19 protein-coding genes are annotated in these 16,929 nt (G+C 60.2%); 18 read left to right on the top strand and 1 reads right to left on the bottom strand.

Annotation, left to right across the window (positions count from 1 at the left end):
* The first annotated feature begins 78 nt into the window (after positions 1-78).
* From GS612_RS09585 to GS612_RS09565, 5 genes are all read left to right on the top strand, one after another.
* Positions 79-1,023 (top strand): glutamine amidotransferase, encoded by a 945-nt coding sequence (locus tag GS612_RS09585; RefSeq protein ID WP_171639769.1) that lies wholly within the window; start codon positions 79-81, stop codon positions 1,021-1,023.
* On the top strand, positions 1,020-1,733 hold the full coding sequence (locus tag GS612_RS09580) for a hypothetical protein (protein ID WP_171639768.1): 714 nt from the start codon (positions 1,020-1,022) through the stop codon (positions 1,731-1,733). Before GS612_RS09585 ends, GS612_RS09580 begins: the two co-directional genes overlap by 4 nt.
* Complete coding sequence (locus tag GS612_RS09575) at positions 1,718-3,142, top strand: FMN-binding glutamate synthase family protein (RefSeq protein WP_171639767.1); 1,425 nt, start codon at positions 1,718-1,720, stop codon at positions 3,140-3,142. Before GS612_RS09580 ends, GS612_RS09575 begins: the two co-directional genes overlap by 16 nt.
* Complete coding sequence (locus tag GS612_RS09570) at positions 3,139-3,834, top strand: type 1 glutamine amidotransferase (RefSeq protein ID WP_171639766.1); 696 nt, start codon at positions 3,139-3,141, stop codon at positions 3,832-3,834. Before GS612_RS09575 ends, GS612_RS09570 begins: the two co-directional genes overlap by 4 nt.
* An 87-nt stretch (positions 3,835-3,921) precedes the next feature.
* A complete protein-coding gene (locus GS612_RS09565; RefSeq protein ID WP_171639765.1) occupies positions 3,922-4,272 on the top strand; it encodes a DUF1127 domain-containing protein in 351 nt (116 codons plus the stop codon).
* On the opposite strand, the gene GS612_RS09560 is transcribed toward GS612_RS09565, so the two are convergent.
* Positions 4,269-5,408 carry an FAD-dependent oxidoreductase gene (locus GS612_RS09560; protein WP_171639764.1) on the bottom strand — a complete coding sequence of 380 codons (1,140 nt, stop codon included), beginning with the start codon at positions 5,406-5,408 and terminating at the stop codon, positions 4,269-4,271. The two genes, GS612_RS09565 and GS612_RS09560, sit on opposite strands and share 4 nt — an antisense overlap.
* A gap of 91 nt (positions 5,409-5,499) precedes the next feature.
* Here GS612_RS09560 and GS612_RS09555 point away from each other — a divergent pair, with 91 nt between their 5' ends.
* The 13 genes from GS612_RS09555 (at position 5,500) to GS612_RS09495 (ending at position 16,878) form a co-directional block, all read left to right on the top strand.
* Positions 5,500-6,792: a glutamine synthetase family protein gene (locus tag GS612_RS09555; protein ID WP_171639763.1), complete on the top strand. Its 1,293-nt coding sequence runs from the start codon at positions 5,500-5,502 to the stop codon at positions 6,790-6,792.
* Positions 6,792-7,058, top strand: coding sequence for a EutN/CcmL family microcompartment protein (locus GS612_RS09550; RefSeq protein WP_152457497.1), 267 nt, complete (start codon positions 6,792-6,794; stop codon positions 7,056-7,058). Before GS612_RS09555 ends, GS612_RS09550 begins: the two co-directional genes overlap by 1 nt.
* A 40-nt stretch (positions 7,059-7,098) precedes the next feature.
* Positions 7,099-7,407: a BMC domain-containing protein gene (locus GS612_RS09545; protein WP_117869464.1), complete on the top strand. Its 309-nt coding sequence runs from the start codon at positions 7,099-7,101 to the stop codon at positions 7,405-7,407.
* Positions 7,408-7,429: 22 nt separating this feature from the next.
* The gene (locus GS612_RS09540) at positions 7,430-8,614 is read left to right on the top strand and encodes a hypothetical protein (protein WP_171639762.1); all 1,185 of its coding nucleotides are present in this window, start codon (positions 7,430-7,432) and stop codon (positions 8,612-8,614) included.
* Positions 8,614-9,993: an aldehyde dehydrogenase family protein gene (locus GS612_RS09535; RefSeq protein ID WP_171639761.1), complete on the top strand. Its 1,380-nt coding sequence runs from the start codon at positions 8,614-8,616 to the stop codon at positions 9,991-9,993. Before GS612_RS09540 ends, GS612_RS09535 begins: the two co-directional genes overlap by 1 nt.
* Positions 9,990-10,613 carry a BMC domain-containing protein gene (locus tag GS612_RS09530; protein WP_152457501.1) on the top strand — a complete coding sequence of 208 codons (624 nt, stop codon included), beginning with the start codon at positions 9,990-9,992 and terminating at the stop codon, positions 10,611-10,613. The genes GS612_RS09535 and GS612_RS09530 overlap by 4 nt, the downstream gene beginning before the upstream one ends.
* The gene (locus GS612_RS09525; protein ID WP_171639760.1) at positions 10,613-11,794 is read left to right on the top strand and encodes a malate dehydrogenase; all 1,182 of its coding nucleotides are present in this window, start codon (positions 10,613-10,615) and stop codon (positions 11,792-11,794) included. The genes GS612_RS09530 and GS612_RS09525 overlap by 1 nt, the downstream gene beginning before the upstream one ends.
* Entirely contained in the window at positions 11,791-12,201 is a 411-nt protein-coding gene (locus tag GS612_RS09520; RefSeq protein WP_171639759.1) for a Rid family hydrolase, read from the top strand. Before GS612_RS09525 ends, GS612_RS09520 begins: the two co-directional genes overlap by 4 nt.
* 95 nt (positions 12,202-12,296) lie before the next feature.
* Positions 12,297-13,577, top strand: a complete 1,281-nt coding sequence (locus tag GS612_RS09515; protein ID WP_171170476.1) for an ABC transporter substrate-binding protein — start codon at positions 12,297-12,299, stop codon at positions 13,575-13,577.
* 65 nt (positions 13,578-13,642) lie between these two features.
* Positions 13,643-14,494 (top strand): branched-chain amino acid ABC transporter permease, encoded by an 852-nt coding sequence (locus GS612_RS09510; protein WP_171613569.1) that lies wholly within the window; start codon positions 13,643-13,645, stop codon positions 14,492-14,494.
* A gap of 1 nt (position 14,495) precedes the next feature.
* The gene (locus GS612_RS09505; RefSeq protein WP_171231917.1) at positions 14,496-15,443 is read left to right on the top strand and encodes a branched-chain amino acid ABC transporter permease; all 948 of its coding nucleotides are present in this window, start codon (positions 14,496-14,498) and stop codon (positions 15,441-15,443) included.
* Complete coding sequence (locus GS612_RS09500; RefSeq protein ID WP_171119617.1) at positions 15,440-16,171, top strand: ABC transporter ATP-binding protein; 732 nt, start codon at positions 15,440-15,442, stop codon at positions 16,169-16,171. Before GS612_RS09505 ends, GS612_RS09500 begins: the two co-directional genes overlap by 4 nt.
* On the top strand, positions 16,171-16,878 hold the full coding sequence (locus GS612_RS09495) for an ABC transporter ATP-binding protein (RefSeq protein WP_152457508.1): 708 nt from the start codon (positions 16,171-16,173) through the stop codon (positions 16,876-16,878). Before GS612_RS09500 ends, GS612_RS09495 begins: the two co-directional genes overlap by 1 nt.
* The last annotated feature ends 51 nt before the right edge of the window (positions 16,879-16,929 follow it).

Below are 16,929 nucleotides of genomic sequence, written 5' to 3'. Positions count from 1 at the left end.
TGGTGCCAAGGCGAATGGGCTTGCTATTGTTCGTGTACTGTATACAGTATACAGATGCAGTTGAACAGGGAGCTCTTCATGTGTGGAATCGCTGGAAGGATTCTTACCGCACCCGGGCAGGTCGGGGCGGACCTGGTAGACCTGATGGATGCGCAGGAACACCGTGGCGCAGACAGCACCGGGTTTGCAGTTTATGGGCCGCCACGAGACACCGGATATGTTTTACGAGGGATGGGATTTGACAAATCCCGGCAGGATGCTGACCTGAATGCGTTTGAGGCGGTGTTGAAGGATCACAGCTCTGGCTTTCTGTCCGATCCGAAGATCGTAACCGATGAGAACCGGCATTATTGCTTTCGTGCGGAAATCTCGGACCCGACTGATTTGCAGGCCTGGGTGCGGGATGCAGATGAGCTGACGGACCGGTTCGAAGTGCAGTCCTGCGGCCGTAGTCTTGAGATCATCAAGGATATCGGCGGGGCCGAAGCGGTTGCCGAAAAGCATGGCGTGCGCGACATCATCGGCACCCATGGTCTTGGCCACGCGCGGCTTGCGACGGAAAGCTCGGTTCTGCCCAACGCTTCACACCCGTTCTGGGCGCGGCCGTTTTCGGATGTGGCGATCGTGCATAACGGCCAGATCACCGATTATTTCACATGGCGCGACAAGTTGAGCCGAAAGGGCTATCGCTTTCTGACCGAGAATGACAGCGAGTTGATTGCGGTCTGGGTCAGTGACCAGATGAAAGCGGGCCTGACGATGGAACAGGCGCTGATAAAGTCGATTACCTCTATCGACGGGGTATTCACCTACATGATCGCAACGCCGGACGGGATTGGATTTGCCAAGGATCGGTTCGCGATGAAGCCGCTGGTGGTGGTCAATCGCAATGGGGATCTGGCCGCCGCGACCGAAGAACAGGCTGTTCGTCGCGTGATGGCCGAGGAATGCGACGTTATCAACTATGATGGCCCGTCGCTGACCGGCATCTGGGGTGTCGGCAACCGGAGCCTGGCAGCATGAGCGAGGTAGCAAGACAGATGGATGAAATCGTCATCGAAGTCGGCAAGCGGCACATTCGTGAGGTGAACCGGGATATCATGGCGGCCTGCGCATCAAGACGGCCGATCCGGGTTGTCGATACGCTGTCGCGACACAATCTGGGCGTGGGCCTGCCGGATAATGTGGACATCACTTTCGAAGGTTCGGTGGGGTACTATTGCGGCGGTCTGAACACTGGCGCCAACATTTCTATTGAACGCAATTGCGGGTGGGCCGTGGGCGAAGGGATGGCCAAGGGTCACATCACTGTCGGTGGCTATGCGGGCATGTCCTGCGGGGCGGCGATGATTGGCGGCACCATTCATGTCAAAGGTGATGCCGGGCCGCGTGTCGGTGTTGCCATGAAGGGCGGCAACATCGTGGTCGAGGGCAAGATCGGATACCAATCCGGTTTCATGGCGCATGCGGGACGCATCATTGCGCTGGGCGGTGCAGGTGAATCCTGTGCGGACGCGTTGTGGCAAGGCGAGGTTTGGGTCGCAGGCGAAGTCGAAAGTCTGGGTGTGGACGTCTCGGTGATCGAACCCACTGCCGAAGAGGTGGCCGAGGTCGATGCGATCCTTGATCCTCTGGGGCTTGTCGACAGCTCTCGTAACTGGCGCAAAATGGTCTCTGGCCAGCGCCTTTGGTATTTTGAAAGCAGGGACGCAAGCGCATGGCTCATGATCTGAGTAAACCTTATGAATACCCGTTCGAAGTCGCGTCAGAGGAAGAAATACGGTTCCGCGACGCAGGCGCGGTCGATGGGCGACCGGCCGGTGTGCCTTCGTCTTATGATGAAGGGGGATCAACCCGCTGGACGCCCGAAGCGATATCGGAAGTTCACGCTTTGGCGCAGCTTGGGCGGTATCAGGTGCGTGGCTACAACACGTTCAACAAGCAGTTGCCGACATTCGACGATCTGACATTTGTCCCGGCGACGATGACCCGCCTGCCGCTGGAAGGATACCGCGAAAGCTGCGATACGACGACAATTCTGGGCGGCGGGCGCGGATTGGTGGAACGGCCACTGGAACTGAAAATCCCGATCTATATCGCATCGATGTCTTTCGGCGCGCTCTCGGCTTCGGCCAAGGCGTCGCTTGGTTATGGTGCCTCGAAGGTGGGCACCATGACCTGCACCGGCGAAGGCGGCATGCTGGAAGAGGAGCGCGAAGCCTCCCAGCGCCTGCTCTACCAGATGTCGCCTGCCCGCTATGGGGTCGATCTGGATCACCTGCGCCGCGCCGATGCGCTCGAACTGGTGGTCGGGCAGGGGGCCAAACCGGGCACCGGCGGTCTGCTGCTGGGAATGAAGGTCAGCCCGCGGGTCAGCGAAATGCGCACTTTACCCGAAGGGGTCGATCAGCGATCCACTATCCGGCATCCCGATTTCCTTGGGGCCGACGATCTGGCCGTCAAAATCGAGGAATTGCGGATCGCCACGAACTATCAGGTGCCGATCTTCATCAAGATGGGGGCCACGCGACCACGGTTCGACGTGGCCGTGGCTGCAAAGGCGGGCGCGGATGTGGTCGTGGTGGACGGGGCCGAGGGCGGCACCGGTGCGTCACCCGAGTTGCTGCTGAATCACACGGGCATACCGACCATGAGTGCCATACGCGCGGCACGCGAAGCGTTGGATGAGTGCGGGATGAGCGGCAAGGTCTCGCTTGTCGCCGCGGGGGGTATTCGATCAGGTGTGGACGCGGCCAAATGTCTGGCGCTTGGGGCGGATGCGGTCATGATCGGGAATGCCGCGATGGTCGCGCTAGGATGCAATACTCCCAGATATCTGGACGATTACCAGGCGCTGGGAACATCGCCGGGGGCGTGTCATCACTGCCATACGGGCCGTTGCCCGGTTGGGATCGCAACGCAGGATCCTGACCTTGAGGCGCGAATGAACCCGCATGCAGGTGCAGAGCGCGTCGCGCGGTATCTGACCGCGATGACAATGGAGATCACGGCGCTTGCCAAGGCCTGCGGCAAATCTTCGGTGCACAATCTGGAAACCGAAGATCTGCGCGCGCTCAGCTTTCAGGCCTCGGCCTTTACCGGCGTCAAGATGGCGGGCATCGACCGGGCCTTCGACTGGTGAGGGTCGCACTTCTTGAGTTGACCCTTCATCCATTGCCGCTGCTTGAGGGGCTGCCGCGTACGGCCCAGCAGATCCGCGCATGGCTTGAACCGCATCTGCCCGAAGCCCGATTTTCCACGGTGGATGTGGTCGACGGCGAGGCATTGCCTCAGCTCGGGGATTTTGATGGGGTTGTCGTCGGAGGGTCCGAATTCGGCGTCTACGATGACACGGAGTGGATGCGGCCCCTTCGCGATTTCCTGGAGTTGTGCCGGGACCATGCCAAGCCGGTCTTCGGCATCTGCTTTGGCCATCAGATCATGGCGGATGTATATGGCGGCAAAGCCGAGAAGGCCGAGATCGGCAATGTCGTCGGCGCACGAGGCTTTGACTATGGCGGGGCCAGCGTTGATGCCTTTGTCTGGCATCAGGATCAGGTCACGCAGGTTCCTCCTTCGGCGCGGGTGACAGGGGCGGCGGATCACTGCCCGGTAGGGGCCTTGGATTATGATTTCCCGGCCCGTTCCGTGCAATTCCATCCCGAATACCGGGCAAGCCATCTGCGAGAACTGTTCGTGCGCGGGCGCGACGTGTTTCTTGCACCGCAAGAGGCGGATGAGGGGCTGGCCTCGATTGAAATGGCACATGTGCCGAAGGATCTGGCCGCCGCACAGGCGGTTGACTTGTTTCGCAATGCCTGCGGTCGGCCGTAAGACCTGAAAACCCGCTTGATCCTGATCAATTCCGGCTTTGAAATGCGGTGTATACTGTATCCATAACGTGGTGGAGGAGGCCGCGAGATGTCGGGATACACAGATTTCTTTCAGAAAATAGCACGGATTGTCAGTACACCTCGGGATGAAAACCTGAGTGACAGAGAGCTTTCGGACCTTGGCTTGTCCCGCGCGGATCTGGCCATGTTGCGATCGGGCGCACCGCAGGCCCGAGAGCGTATACTCGCCATGGCCGGACAATTCGGACTGACCGAGGCAGACCTGCACGCGCACCCCGAGCTGGGGTTGGAGCTGGCGGAAAAATGCGGGCACTGCCTTCAGGCCGAAACCTGCCGTGACGCGATCCGGGCGGGCGCGCGTCTTCCGCAGGGCAAATGCCCGAATGCAGGAATCTATCGCGCCCTCCTGGATGGTTAGCGTCCGCTGGGGCTTTCCTTCGGGCTCAGCTTTCTGCGGCCGCTGATCTTGAACCGGTCCGCGGTTCCAAAATCCTTCAGCCCAACGCCTGCTGCAAATTCTGCAAACACCGGGGCGTGTTTGAACAAATGGCCAGAGCATCCGCCCGCGAACAGCACGTTTTCATGCTCGGGGTGCCAGTCGACAATGAAATGTGTATCCGGGGTCAGAATGATCTGGTTGAACTTGGAATCCACAACACGTTGCCCCTCCAAACCCGGAAGCCGGTGGCGGATATAGCTGCGTGTGCGGCCCAGCGTTTCCTGGCGGATCAGCCGTTCATCATTGTCCAGATCGATCTTGTCCGGGATGACGACCGCCGCCTTCACGCCGGAGCCTTCAGACGAGGGCAGACCAAATGACCCTTGCCCGTGATCGATCCAACAGGGCATCCGGCTCATGTCGAAATCCTCCGACCCGTCGGGTGTCGAAGTGTAGAGGACATTGACGCCAACCACGGTCGAGATCGGCTTTATCGTTCTGGGAAACATGTCGGCCATCCATGGGCCGGTCGCCATGATGATCAGATCAGCCTCGAGCGGTTTGCTGTCAAGCATCGGACGTTCCGATCCATCCGTGGTGACGCGACCACGTTGTACTTTGCCTCCTGCCTTTCGGAACAGATCCAAACCGGTCAGAACGCATCGATGCGCCATCAGCATTCCGGCTTCGGGTTCGAACAGCGCATATTCGATGTCGGTGACCTTGAACTGAGGGAACCGCGATTCGATATCCGACAGACCGAATTTGTAATAGGGCACCCCGACCCGGTCGAAAGTTTGTGCGGTTGCGTCTTCCCAGTCGCAATGTCCCGCCGTCGCCAGAATCAAGGCGCCGCATTCATACATCAGGTTCTGGCCGCTTTCGGCTTGCAGCTCCATCCAGCGCAGGCGGCTTTCGCGCGCCCAGCGTGTATAGAACTCGTCCCGCCCGGATATGGCGCGAATCACTCGGTTGTAATCTGTTGAAGATGCACGGGAATGTCCCGGCTCCCACCTGTCGATCAATGTCACGGCCTCGCCGCGCCGTTGCAGTGTAAGCGCCGTCATGACGCCGACTATGCCGCCTCCGGCAACGATGACCGAGCTTTTGGACATGGCGCAGATTTTCCTTGTTTCCTGACTGGCTTTGTGAATACTGTATACAGAATACAGCAATTATAAAGCTAAAAACAGGGAGCACGCGCAAATGAGTTCGGGGTTTGATCTGCCCGAGGGCACACATACCGTCATTCTTGGTGTCGGGGATCTCAACGGCATCATGCGTGGCAAGCGCATTCCGGCCAGCCATTGGGATCATGTCTGCAAAAGCGGCAATGCTCTGTCGATTGCGCTGCTGGCGATCGATATGACCTGCGACGTCTGGGATACGCCATACGTCAATTTCGACAACGGCTATCCCGACATGCATGTCTTTCCGATGACAAAGCCTGTCGCTGTCCCCTGGGAACCGGGCGTGGCCGTCTGTTTTGGTCGCGCTGAGGGCATGGATCACAAACCGGTGCCGATTGATCCGCGTCAGGCTTTGGTGCGGCAGGTGGACCGGGCCCGCGACATGGGGTTCGAGGTGAATGTCGGCACGGAACTGGAATTCTATCTGCTGGACCCGGAAACCGGCCAGCCGCGCGACACGGGCATCCAGGTCTATGGCCTGGGCCGCGCCGCCCGGATGGAACACATCGTTGGCCCGATCCGTCAGCAGATCAACGAATGTGGCATTCCCATCGAACAGTCGAACCCGGAATATGCGGCCGGCCAGATCGAGGTCAACATTCGTTATGGTGAAGCCCTGGCAGCTGCGGATCGTGTCGTTCTGTTCAAATCCCTGATCCGGCAATTGGGGATCGCGCACGACTATCTGGCGACATTCATGCCCAAGCCGTTTTTTGATCAATCGGGCAACGGGTTTCATACGCATTACTCGTTGTGGAAAGACGGCAAAAACGCCTTTGCCGACAACGGCAAGATCAACGACACCGGAAAATCCTTCATCGCAGGCCTGCAAAAGCGCATGTGCGAAACGGCGATTTGCGGCAGTGGTACGGTCAACGGATATCGCCGTCGCCAGCCCTATACCTTCTGCCCGATCAACACGAGCTGGGGCTATGACAACCGGACGGTTGGGATCCGGGTCATCGAAGGCTCGGACAGTGCCGTGCGGGTGGAAAAGCGCGATGCCGGTGCAGACGCCAACCCGTATCTGTTGCTTGCGGCCGAGATTGCCGCCGGGCTTGACGGGATCGAACAGGGGCTGTCCCCTTCGGAACCGACGACAGGCAACGGGTATGAAGAAGGGATCGGAGACCCAATTCCCACCGATTTGCCAACCGCCATCGATCTGGCGCGCGGATCGGAATGGCTGCGCGATGTCATGGGCGAAATGCAGTGGGAACTGGTCCTGCAACAGGCCGAGCGAGAGCTGGAATTCTTCAATCAACAGGTCACACAGGTCGAGCTGGACCGCTACCTGAGGGCGTTCTGATGCACTTGGGCAAGGTCGCTGGAACTGTCACGGCAACTGCCAAGGATGCCAGGCTGGTCGGAGCAAAGCTGCTGGTGACGGATCTGGTCGACAGCAAGGGCAGCCTGATCGACCCGGCGCGGGTTGCGGTCGATACCTGCGGCGCTGGGGTCGGGGATACGGTGCTGGTTGTCAGCGGGTCTGCGGCCCGCATGGCGGCCGGGTTGTCCACGGCCCCCGTGGACATGGCCATCATCGCGGTGATCGACCGCGTCTCGACGACCTGAATCACACGACACGAAACATCTAATTTTGGAGGAACAGAAAATGGCGAAACCAGTGGCGGGGCAGATGGCCCTGGGCATGATCGAAACACGCGGCCTGGTCGGCGCGATTGAAGCCGCGGATGCGATGGTCAAGGCCGCCAGCGTTGCCATCGTGGGTCAGACCAAAGCTGGCGGCGGGCTGGTGACGACCCTCGTGCGCGGAGAGGTCGGCGCGGTCAAAGCCGCCACCGATGCGGGTGCGACAGCGGCCAACAAGGTGGGCGAGGTGGTCTCTGTTCACGTGATCGCACGGCCGCATGACGAGCTTGAGGCAATCATCGACGGGCTGGGTGCCGGGTCGTCGGCCTGATCAACCCCTTTGAGGAGGTACCATGTCAGCCGGTTTCGAGGATTTCACGCGCGCGGTGACACGTGGCGCGACACGGGATGCACCCGTGGCCCATAGGTTTGAACGCATTGCTGTATTGGGTGGCGGCCCGGATGCCCGTCTTCTGGCAGCGCTGTGTCTGGCGGAAGGGGCTGAGGTTACGCTGTTTTCGGCCTATGGGGCGGAACTGTCATTGCTTGCGCAATCCTCGGGCATCGGCATTCGCGGCGAAGGGCCTGTGGGCACGTATCAGGTGGATCGCGACGGGCCTTCGATCCGCACCACGGCAGAGTTGGATGCAGCAGTGCGTGACGCACAGGCGATCTTTCTGACCGGGCCGATCCACAAACAGCGCACCTATGCGATGGTGCTGGCCGATCATCTGCACGATGGGCAGGTGCTTGTTCTGGCGCCCGGTCGCTCTTTGGGCGCGGTCGAAGCGGTCTGGATGCTGCGAATAGGCGGCTGTACTGCCGACGTTACTCTGGTCGAGGCGCAGGGCCTGCCATACTGGTATCAGGCCGAAGGTGCGGGCCTGACCCTGACGCAGGCGGCACCGATGGCTGCTGCGACATTGCCCCGAGGCCGCGCGGACGTTCTTGAAGCGCTGCAACCCTATCTTCCGAACATCCAGCCCCTGGATTCGGTTCTGGCCTCAGGCTTTGCCGATCTATCCGCAGCGGTCGAGATTCCGGCGTTGATCCTTGGGGGCGCGGGGCTGGGGGCCGGTGGACCGGAGGTGCCGATGGGCGGGGTGCCGCTGGAAGGCAACCGGACATTCTCTGCGCTCATAGGGCCGGATCAGCAAGAGGTGATCCACGGGTTGACTGACGAAAGGCGGCAGGTCGCAAAGGCCTTTGGCGTTCGAAACCTGCCCGAGACCGATGACTGGATCGCGACCTATGCCGGCGCCGAGCGGGGGGCGGGCGCGCGTCCGGTCCCGGATCGGCAGGCCGCGCGCCAATTGATGCGCGACGGCGTTTTGGGATCATTGGTGCCCCTTGTTTCCGCCGCAAAGCTCGCAGGTTTAACTGCGCCTCTGACGGAAAGCCTGATCTGCATGACAGATCGCATCCTGGGCGCTGACGTGGCCGCGTCCGGGCGCAGGCTGGAAACCATCGGAATTTCCGCAGGCGATGTCGATCAGGCCCGCCGTATCTTTGACACCATTGCCACCGGAGCCTCGTGATGGACGCTGATCTGAAATCCATCGCCGCCGCACGGCGCGCTGCTGAAACGGCTTTCGAAGCCTATCGCGCCTTTCTCGGCACCGACCCGGCACAGGTGGATGCCATCGTCGATGCCATGGCTCGGACGATCGAACCTGAAGCCGAACGGTTGGGGCAATTGGCGGTCGAGGAAACCGGGTACGGCAACGTAGCAGACAAGCGAGTCAAGAATCTGTTCAACGCCTTGTCGGTCGCCGATTACCTGCGGGATGTCACGACGCTGGGCCTGTTGTGGCGGGACGATGCGACAAAGATCGCGGCCTTCGGAGAGCCGATGGGTGTGGTCGCGGCGCTTATCCCGGTGACAAATCCGACATCCACGATCATCTACAAGGTTCTGTCTGCGGTGAAGGCGGGAAATGCCGTTGTCTGTGCCCCGCATCCGCGCGGCGTGGAATGCGGGAAGGAGACCGTCCGCATCATGGCGCGCGTTGCCGAACAGATGGGCGCGCCCAAAGGGTTGATACAATGCCTGGACGCCGTGACCATTCAGGGCACCGCCGAATTGATGAAGCATCGCCGCACGTCGGTTGTCATGGCGACAGGTGGCCCTGCCATGGTCAAGGCTGCCTATTCCAGCGGCAAACCGACGCTTGCAGTCGGGGCGGGGAACGTGCCGTGTTACGTGCACAAGTCCAAGGCGTGCGATCTGTCCGAAGTTGCCGAGATGATCGTGACGTCAAAAAGCTTCGACTATGGCACGGCCTGTGTCAGTGAGCAGGCCGTGGTCGCCGATCCTGAAATTGCACGCGATCTGCGCCATGAACTGAAACTCAAAGGCGCATATTTCTGCACCCCGGCCGAGGCTGATCGGCTGGCTCGGGTCATCTTCAAGGGTGTTCGGGCAATGGATCCCGAACGCGTCGGCCAAAGCCCTCAGGCGCTGGCCGATGCTGCGGGGTTCTCGATTCCGCCGCGCACGCGCTGCCTGGTGTCGGAAGAGACCGAAGTGGGGTGGCAGCGCCCGCTTTCGGCTGAAAAGCTGAACCCGGTGCTGGCCTTTTACGAGGCGAAGTCCACCGATCACGGCATCGAACTGGCGCAATCCATTGCCAAATTCGAAGGTTGGGGACATTCCTCGGTCATCCATTCCGATGATCCCGAGGTGGTCGCTCGGTTTTCCACCGTGCCCACGGGGCGGGTCCTGGTGAATACGCCGGGGATCATGGGCGGCATGGGGTATTCCACCGACCTTGAACCATCCTTCATGCTGGGTACCGGTACGTGGTCGGGGTCGATCACCTCGGACAATGTCACCGCCCTGCATCTCATCAACATCAAGCGGGTCGCGTATGAAAGCAGACCCTGGCGCGACATTTACGAGGAGTATGGCGCATGAGCGAGATCACGATCCGGGCGCTGATGCAGATCGACAACCTTCAACCGAAATTCGCCGCCTACAACGGCGCGACGGTGCAAGGGTCAGTGCCTTTGTCCGGTGACACCGTGCTGATCGGAGAGTTCGCGCCGGGCAATGGTGTGTTCTCGCTGATCGACCGGGCGCTCAAGGCGTCCTCGGTCGAAGCGACGACGCAGATGGTCGAGCGCGAATTCGGCTTCTTCATCCTCCGCTCGCCTTCAAACGCCGAAGTATCCGCTGCACGGGACGCGATGCTGGCCGAACTTGGGGCTTCCATGACAGACCGGTTGAAGCCTGCCATCAGTTCCACGCAAATCATCACAAGTGTCGAACCCTATCAGGCGCAGCTTTTGAACAAATGGCGCAAGGGCGCGTTGATCGTGCCGGGGCAGACGTTGGGGATCGTGGAATGCGCGCCGGCCGCCTATATCTCGATTGCCGCGAACGAGGCCGAGAAGGCCGCCGAGATTGACATCGTCGAAGTGCGCGCGGTGGGGCGGTTTGGCCGCTTGTTCATCTCGGGGTCTGAAAATTCGGTCAAAACCGCCGTCGAGGCCGCGACGCGTGCAATCGAGGCGGTGGACGGACAGGACGGCTGATGGCAACCCCTCGCGTCATAGGCTCGGATGCGGTCGAGGATGCGCGCCGCCGGGGCAGGATCGTGTTCGAGGTTTTGCCGGGTGACATCGTGACGGCCCTTGCGCGTGAAACCGCAGAGCGTGTTGGTATCGCCTTGGTGGATGGCCCGCTGGAGAGACCGAAACCGCCGCGTACGGATGGTGCTGTTTCCATGCGCCGGGTGCTGTACCGCCGTTCACCCAAATGGGTTGCCCCTTCGCGTTCGCCGCGCAAAGCCCGCAGGCTGGGCAAACTTGCCTTGATCGGGGCAGGGGGTGTTGGCGGCAATGTCGCGCATCTGGCGGCGATGGCGGACATGGCGGATGAAATCGCGCTGATCGACATCACTCCGGGATTGGCGGCTTCTACCGCGCTGGACCTCAATCATACGTCCGGGATCACCGGTGCGCGGGCCCGATGTGTCGGTGGCGAAGCGATGGATCTGGTGGCCGGGGCGGATGTGGTTGTCGTTACTGCCGGACGAGCCCGCCGTCCGGGCATGACACGTGCAGATCTGATCGATGTGAATGCCCGCGTGATCCGTCAGTCAGCCGAAGCGATCCGGTCAGCCGCGCCAAATGCCATCGTGATCGTGGTGACCAACCCGCTGGACGAAATGACGGTCGAGATGCTGCGTGCAACAGGTTTCCCCCGCGAACAGGTTTTGGGTATGGCAGGAACTTTGGACAGCAGCCGGTTTCGCAACGCGCTGGCGATGGCCGCGGGTGTCACGCCTGCGGACGTCGAAGCCTTCACGCTTGGCAGCCATGGGGACGAAATGGCCCCGATCCCCAGCCGAGCCAGGATCAAAGGCCGTCCGCTGGATGTATTTCTGACCCGCGAACAGATCGAAGCCTGTGTTCAGGATGCGATCACCGGGGGCGGTCAGGTGGTTGCGCTTCGGAAGTCAGGTTCTGCAACGATAGCTCCGGCTCATGCCTCGATCGAATTGATTGATCATATCCGCGGTGCGCGTACAGGCCCGGTTCCGGTCTCGGTCATGCTGCACGGGGAATACGGCATCGACGGTGTCGTGCTGGGCGTGCCAGCCCATCTGGGTGCAGGCGGATTGGTTGAGGTCGAGGAGCTGCGGCTGACCGCCGAAGAAAACGCGGCATTGCAAAACGCGGCCGAAGCGATCCGGCTGAGGCTGGGCCTGTGACCCTGCGTTTTTGGAAATCCGGCGGACGGTTTGAAGAGGTGGCCTCGTACTCTCGGGCCAAGCGCATCGGCCCCTTTGTCTGGGTTGCCGGAACAACGGCCATCGAGCCGACGGGCCGCATCCACGCGCCCGGGGACGTTGGTGCGCAGACCTTTTACATCCTGTCTCGCATCGAGGACGCACTGAAAGAGGTTGGCGCCGAACTGCGACATGTGGGGCGGGTGCGCGCCTATCTGACCGATCTGTCCCAAGCGGGCGCGTTCGCGCGGGCGCATGGCGACGTTTTCAAGGGGATCGATCCGGTTCTGACCGCCGTTCAGGCTGGGCTGACACAGCCGGGGCTGATGGTGGAAATCGACGTGGATGCCGTGATCCACGATGAAAACGGCGAAATCAGCGGATTCTGAACATGAGTCTTCAAGAAAGGAATTGATCGAACCATGTTCTTGTGTACTGTATACAGAATACAGGAAGGCATAATGAGACACAGGGAGCTAATGTGATGATCAAGACAGCGCTGCTCAGCGGAACATGCATCGCGCTCATGGCCTCGGCGGCCGGAGCGGAAATCAAGGTAGGATTCATTGGGTCGCTTTCCTCGGACACCGGATTGTCGACGCTGCGCGGGGCCGAGATTGCGATTGAAGAGCTCAACGCAAATGGCGGCGTGATGGGCGAACAGATCACCCTGGTCTCGGCGGATACCGGACAGGACCCGACCGAAGGCATCCGGGCCTATGAATACCTTGCGGAAACGGAAGAGGTCGATTTCATCATCTCGGGCTCGATTGACGATGTGTCGCTGGGGTGGCTGCCCCGCATGCAGGAGTACCGGATTCCGACGCTTGACACCTGGACATCCTACATCGGCATCATCGACATGGTGGTCGAAGACCCTGAAAGCATGGCGCCCTATTTCATGAACATCGCCTCGGATGAGGCTCTGGCCACGTTGTACATCAACTTTGGCGCGGATGTTCTGAAGGAAAAGATGGGGTGGGATTCCGTCGTCATTCTGGCGGAAGATACGGCCTTTGGCGAGGCGATCACCGGCCTTGTCACCGAAGCGCTTGCACCGGTTGCGGGTATCGAGGTCAAAGACATCATCACTTATGACGTCGCCACCGTCGATTTCGCTCCGATCTTCAGCCGTGCGCAGGACACCGGGGCGGACTTCATCTATCAGGTCTCGTCGGTCAATTCGCAGGTTGTGTCATCGCAATACGTGAAACTCCAGGTGCCGATGGCGATGACGGGCGTGAACGTCGCTGCGCTGGGTATGGAGTATTGGGAAGATACGGGCGGTGCCGGTGGCGGTATCTCGACTCTGTCTCCGATCCCTTCGGTCGGGTTTCGGCTCGATCCGGCCAGCCAGGAGTTTGTCGATACCTATCAGGCGAAGTATGACAGCCGCCCGCTGCTGCCGCATTTCAACGGGTTCAATGCCTATCATGGGCTGAAACAGGCGATGGCCGCAGCCGAAGAGGCCGGCGGTTTCGACAATGTCGAAGGCTGGGCCGATGCGATGAAGAAACAGGATCTGGTTCTGGAACTGGATGGCCAGTTGTGGCTGCGTTACGCCTTCTGGGGCGATGACGAGGTAGAGCCCGTGACAGGCCGGACTTACCCGCACAATATCCGTTTTGACCTGTCCGAGCCGTTCGACGATGCCGCTCCGTCAATGGTCGTGGTCCAATGGTACGAGGACGGCACCGCCGCCGTTGTCTATCCCGAGAAATACGCGACGGGTGAATTCACTTTGCCAAGCTGGGTCAAACAGTAACCTGTCCGTTCGCTTAGCTTGAAATGGGTGCGCGGGCGCGCGCACCCGCAGCCAGGGATCCTTACATGTTGCAAATACTGATCCAGGGGCTTTTGCTCAGCGGTCTCTATGCGCTTATCGCAATGGGTTTCACGCTGATCTTCAGCATCGGTCGAGTCCTGAACCTGGCATACGGTGCCTATCTGATGGTCGGCGGGTATATGTATTTCTGGGTGTCCCAGACGCTGGGAATGCCAAAACTGATGGGCGTTGCGGTGGCCGTGGTTCTGGGCGTTCTGATGGGGGTTCTGAAATACCGCCTGATCGTCAAGACCCTGAAAGGGGATCACGTAGCCGTCGAAATATCGACTTTGATCCTGGCGGTCGTGATTCAGGCCGGGATCGTTCTTGTCTTTGGCGACAGCAGTAAGATCCTGCTGCCGATCGTGCCGGGCGTGATCAACGTGGCCGGAGCGTCCGTCACCTATAATATCCTGATCGCAACGCTGATCAGTTGGGCCGTTTTGCTGGGCCTGTATGCTTTTGTCCGCCTGACACATACGGGGCGGGCGATGCAGGCGGTGTCGATGGACGCCAAGGGGGCCGCGATTTCAGGGATCGACCCCGATCGGATCAACCTGATCACATGGGGTATCTCAGGGGCACTGGGTGCGCTGGGCGGCGTGTTTTTCGCCAGCTATACGCAGCTTTCGCCGTCAATGTGGGTTGCGCCTTTGATCATCTCGGTGGCCGTCGTCATTGTGGGCGGCATCGGGTCGATCATCGGCACGCTGGTCGTTGCTCATATCGTCGGCTTTCTCGAAGTCATCGTTGTCGCCACCCTGGCGCCGGAACTGCGTGGCGTCTTCACCATGCTGCTGATCATCGGCGTGCTGGTGACGCGACCGCAGGGCCTGTTCGGCCGCGAGGAGTTGTAACATGGGTCTGCGCTGGTTTCACTTTGTCCTTTGGGGCGGCTTGATTGCGGGGATGCTGCTGCTGCCCCAGGTCGTCTCGAACGGGACGCTGCGCACGATGATCTTTGCCAACTATCTGGCCATCTTCGCCATCAGCTGGGATGTGCTGTCGGGCAGGACCGGGTATGTGAGTTTCGGGCATCCCTTCCTGATCGGTATCGGGGCCTATACGACTGCCATCCTGACCAAACGGTTTGACGTGCCGGTCGAAATCTCAATCCCTGTGGCCGTGTTGGTTACGATGATCGCGGGCCTGATTGTGTTGTTGCCAGCACTGCGCATTCGCGGCAGCTACTTCGCGCTGGTCACGCTGGCTTTCATGGAACTGCTCTATCAGCTGGTTCAGGTGATCCGCCCGGATCTGACCGGCGGTACACGCGGGATGTCGGGAATTCAAACTCTGACACGCGGCGCGACAAACGGGTACTACCTGTCCACGGCCTTGATGCTCGGCGTGGCGGTCAGCATGTGGCTGCTGATGAAAACCCGGCTGGGCACTGCACTGGCCGCCATCGGGATGAATGAAGAAAGCGTGCGCGGTTCGGGGCTCAGCACCACGAGGTTGAAGGCCTTTGCGTTTCTGACCAGCGCGTTCATCGCCGGTCTGGGCGGAGCGTTCTATGTCCATTACCTGGGCTCACTTGCGCCCCGCGCGCTGTTTGACATCAACTTTCTTTTCACCATCATCGTGGCGGCATTGCTGGGCGGAACATCGACCATCATCGGCCCCATGATCGGTGCGTTCTTCATGACGTTCCTTCTGGAATACCTGCGCCCCGTGCTTCCCGGGGCTGAACGGTATTTCGTCTACGGTGCCATCGCACTGCTTCTCTACATGTATCAGCCGAAGGGATTGGTTGAACTTGTACAACGCGGCTTTCAAAGACTGCGGAAAGGGGGGGTGGCATGACCGTTGCGCTGAAAGTTTCCGGTCTCGTCAAACGGTTCGGCGGGCTGGTGGCCACGAATGATCTGTCCTTTTCCCTGCAAGAAGGAGAGTCGCTGGGCCTGATCGGTCCGAATGGCGCGGGAAAGACGACGGTATTCAGCCAGATCATGGGCGAATTGCGGCAGAACAGCGGTACGATTGAGCTGTTCGGCAATGAGATTTCGGCACTGTCGACGCCTCAGCGTATCCGGGCCGGGGTCAGTAGAACCTATCAGATACCTCGGCCGTTCGGCGACATGAGTGTTGCAGAAAACATCAGGGTGGGCCTGATGCCGGACGACATCTGGCGCATGATCGTTTCGCCGCCGGATACGGACAGGGAAAAAGAGCTCGCGCTGAGTGTCGGGTTCACGGAAACGGATCTGAGCCGCTCACCCGCCGAACTGGCCATGGGTGATCTGCGCAAGCTCGAAATGGCCCGAACCATGGCCACCGCACCGCGTGTCATGTTGCTGGACGAGGTGTTTGCGGGTCTGACGGTTGGTGAAATCGCGCAGATTTCCGATCTCATACAATCCATGCGCAAGGACGGGATGACCTTTTTGATCGTCAGCCATGATTTGCCGGCGCTGGAACCGTTGATCGACCGTGCCATCGCCATCGAGCGGGGCACCATGATTGCCGAAGGCGCGTTCAGCGACGTGATGAACGACACGGCCGTTCAGGCCTCGTATCTGGGGAGCGTCTGATGTCCTATCTGGAAATCGAGAACCTGTCCGCGTTTTACGGCAAGGCCCAGGCGTTGACCGATATTTCGATCACGGTGCAGCCCGGTGAGATTGTCGCCGTGGTCGGCCCGAACGGTGCAGGTAAATCCACCTTGTTGGACAGCATCATGGGCCTTGTGAAAATCGAAGGCGACATCCGCTTGCGCGGGCACAGCCTTGCCGGTCGAAGCCCTTCGGAAATCGTGCGTCACGGGGTGGGCTATGCGCCCGAGCGGTTCAACCTGTTTCCCTATATGTCCGTGCGCGACAACCTGATGGTGGGGGCCTTCACCGCACGAGACGATATCGAAAACAACCTTGAGATGGTGCACAGTCTTTTCCCGCGTCTGCAAGAACGGGAAGGGCAGGAGACGTCGACCCAATCCGGCGGGGAAAGGCAGATGGTGTCCTTTGGCAGGGCTTTGATGACCAGCCCGGAACTGCTGCTTGTCGATGAGCCGACGATCGGTCTTGCCCCGAAGATCTGTCACGAGATTGCCGAAGTCGTCCGTCAGCTGAACAAGGAATACGGGCTGACCGTCGTCATCACGGAACAGAATGCCAATTTTGCCCTGTCGCTTGCCAGCCGCATCTATGTGCTGGAGTCCGGGCGGATGCAGACGTCGGGTACAGCTGACGAACTGAGAAATGACAAACGCTTGCTCGAGGCCTATTTCGGCGGCCATTGAGTGGCTTGGTTGGCAAGCCGGGCAGGTGCTGTCCGGCCATTCGATGGCGGG

This window comes from Ruegeria sp. HKCCD6157 (assembly GCF_013110685.1).
In the GTDB taxonomy this organism is placed as follows: Bacteria; Pseudomonadota; Alphaproteobacteria; order Rhodobacterales; family Rhodobacteraceae; genus Ruegeria.
The sequence above is the reverse complement of the archived record's forward strand: the minus strand, read 5'-3'. Positions and strand labels throughout refer to the sequence as shown.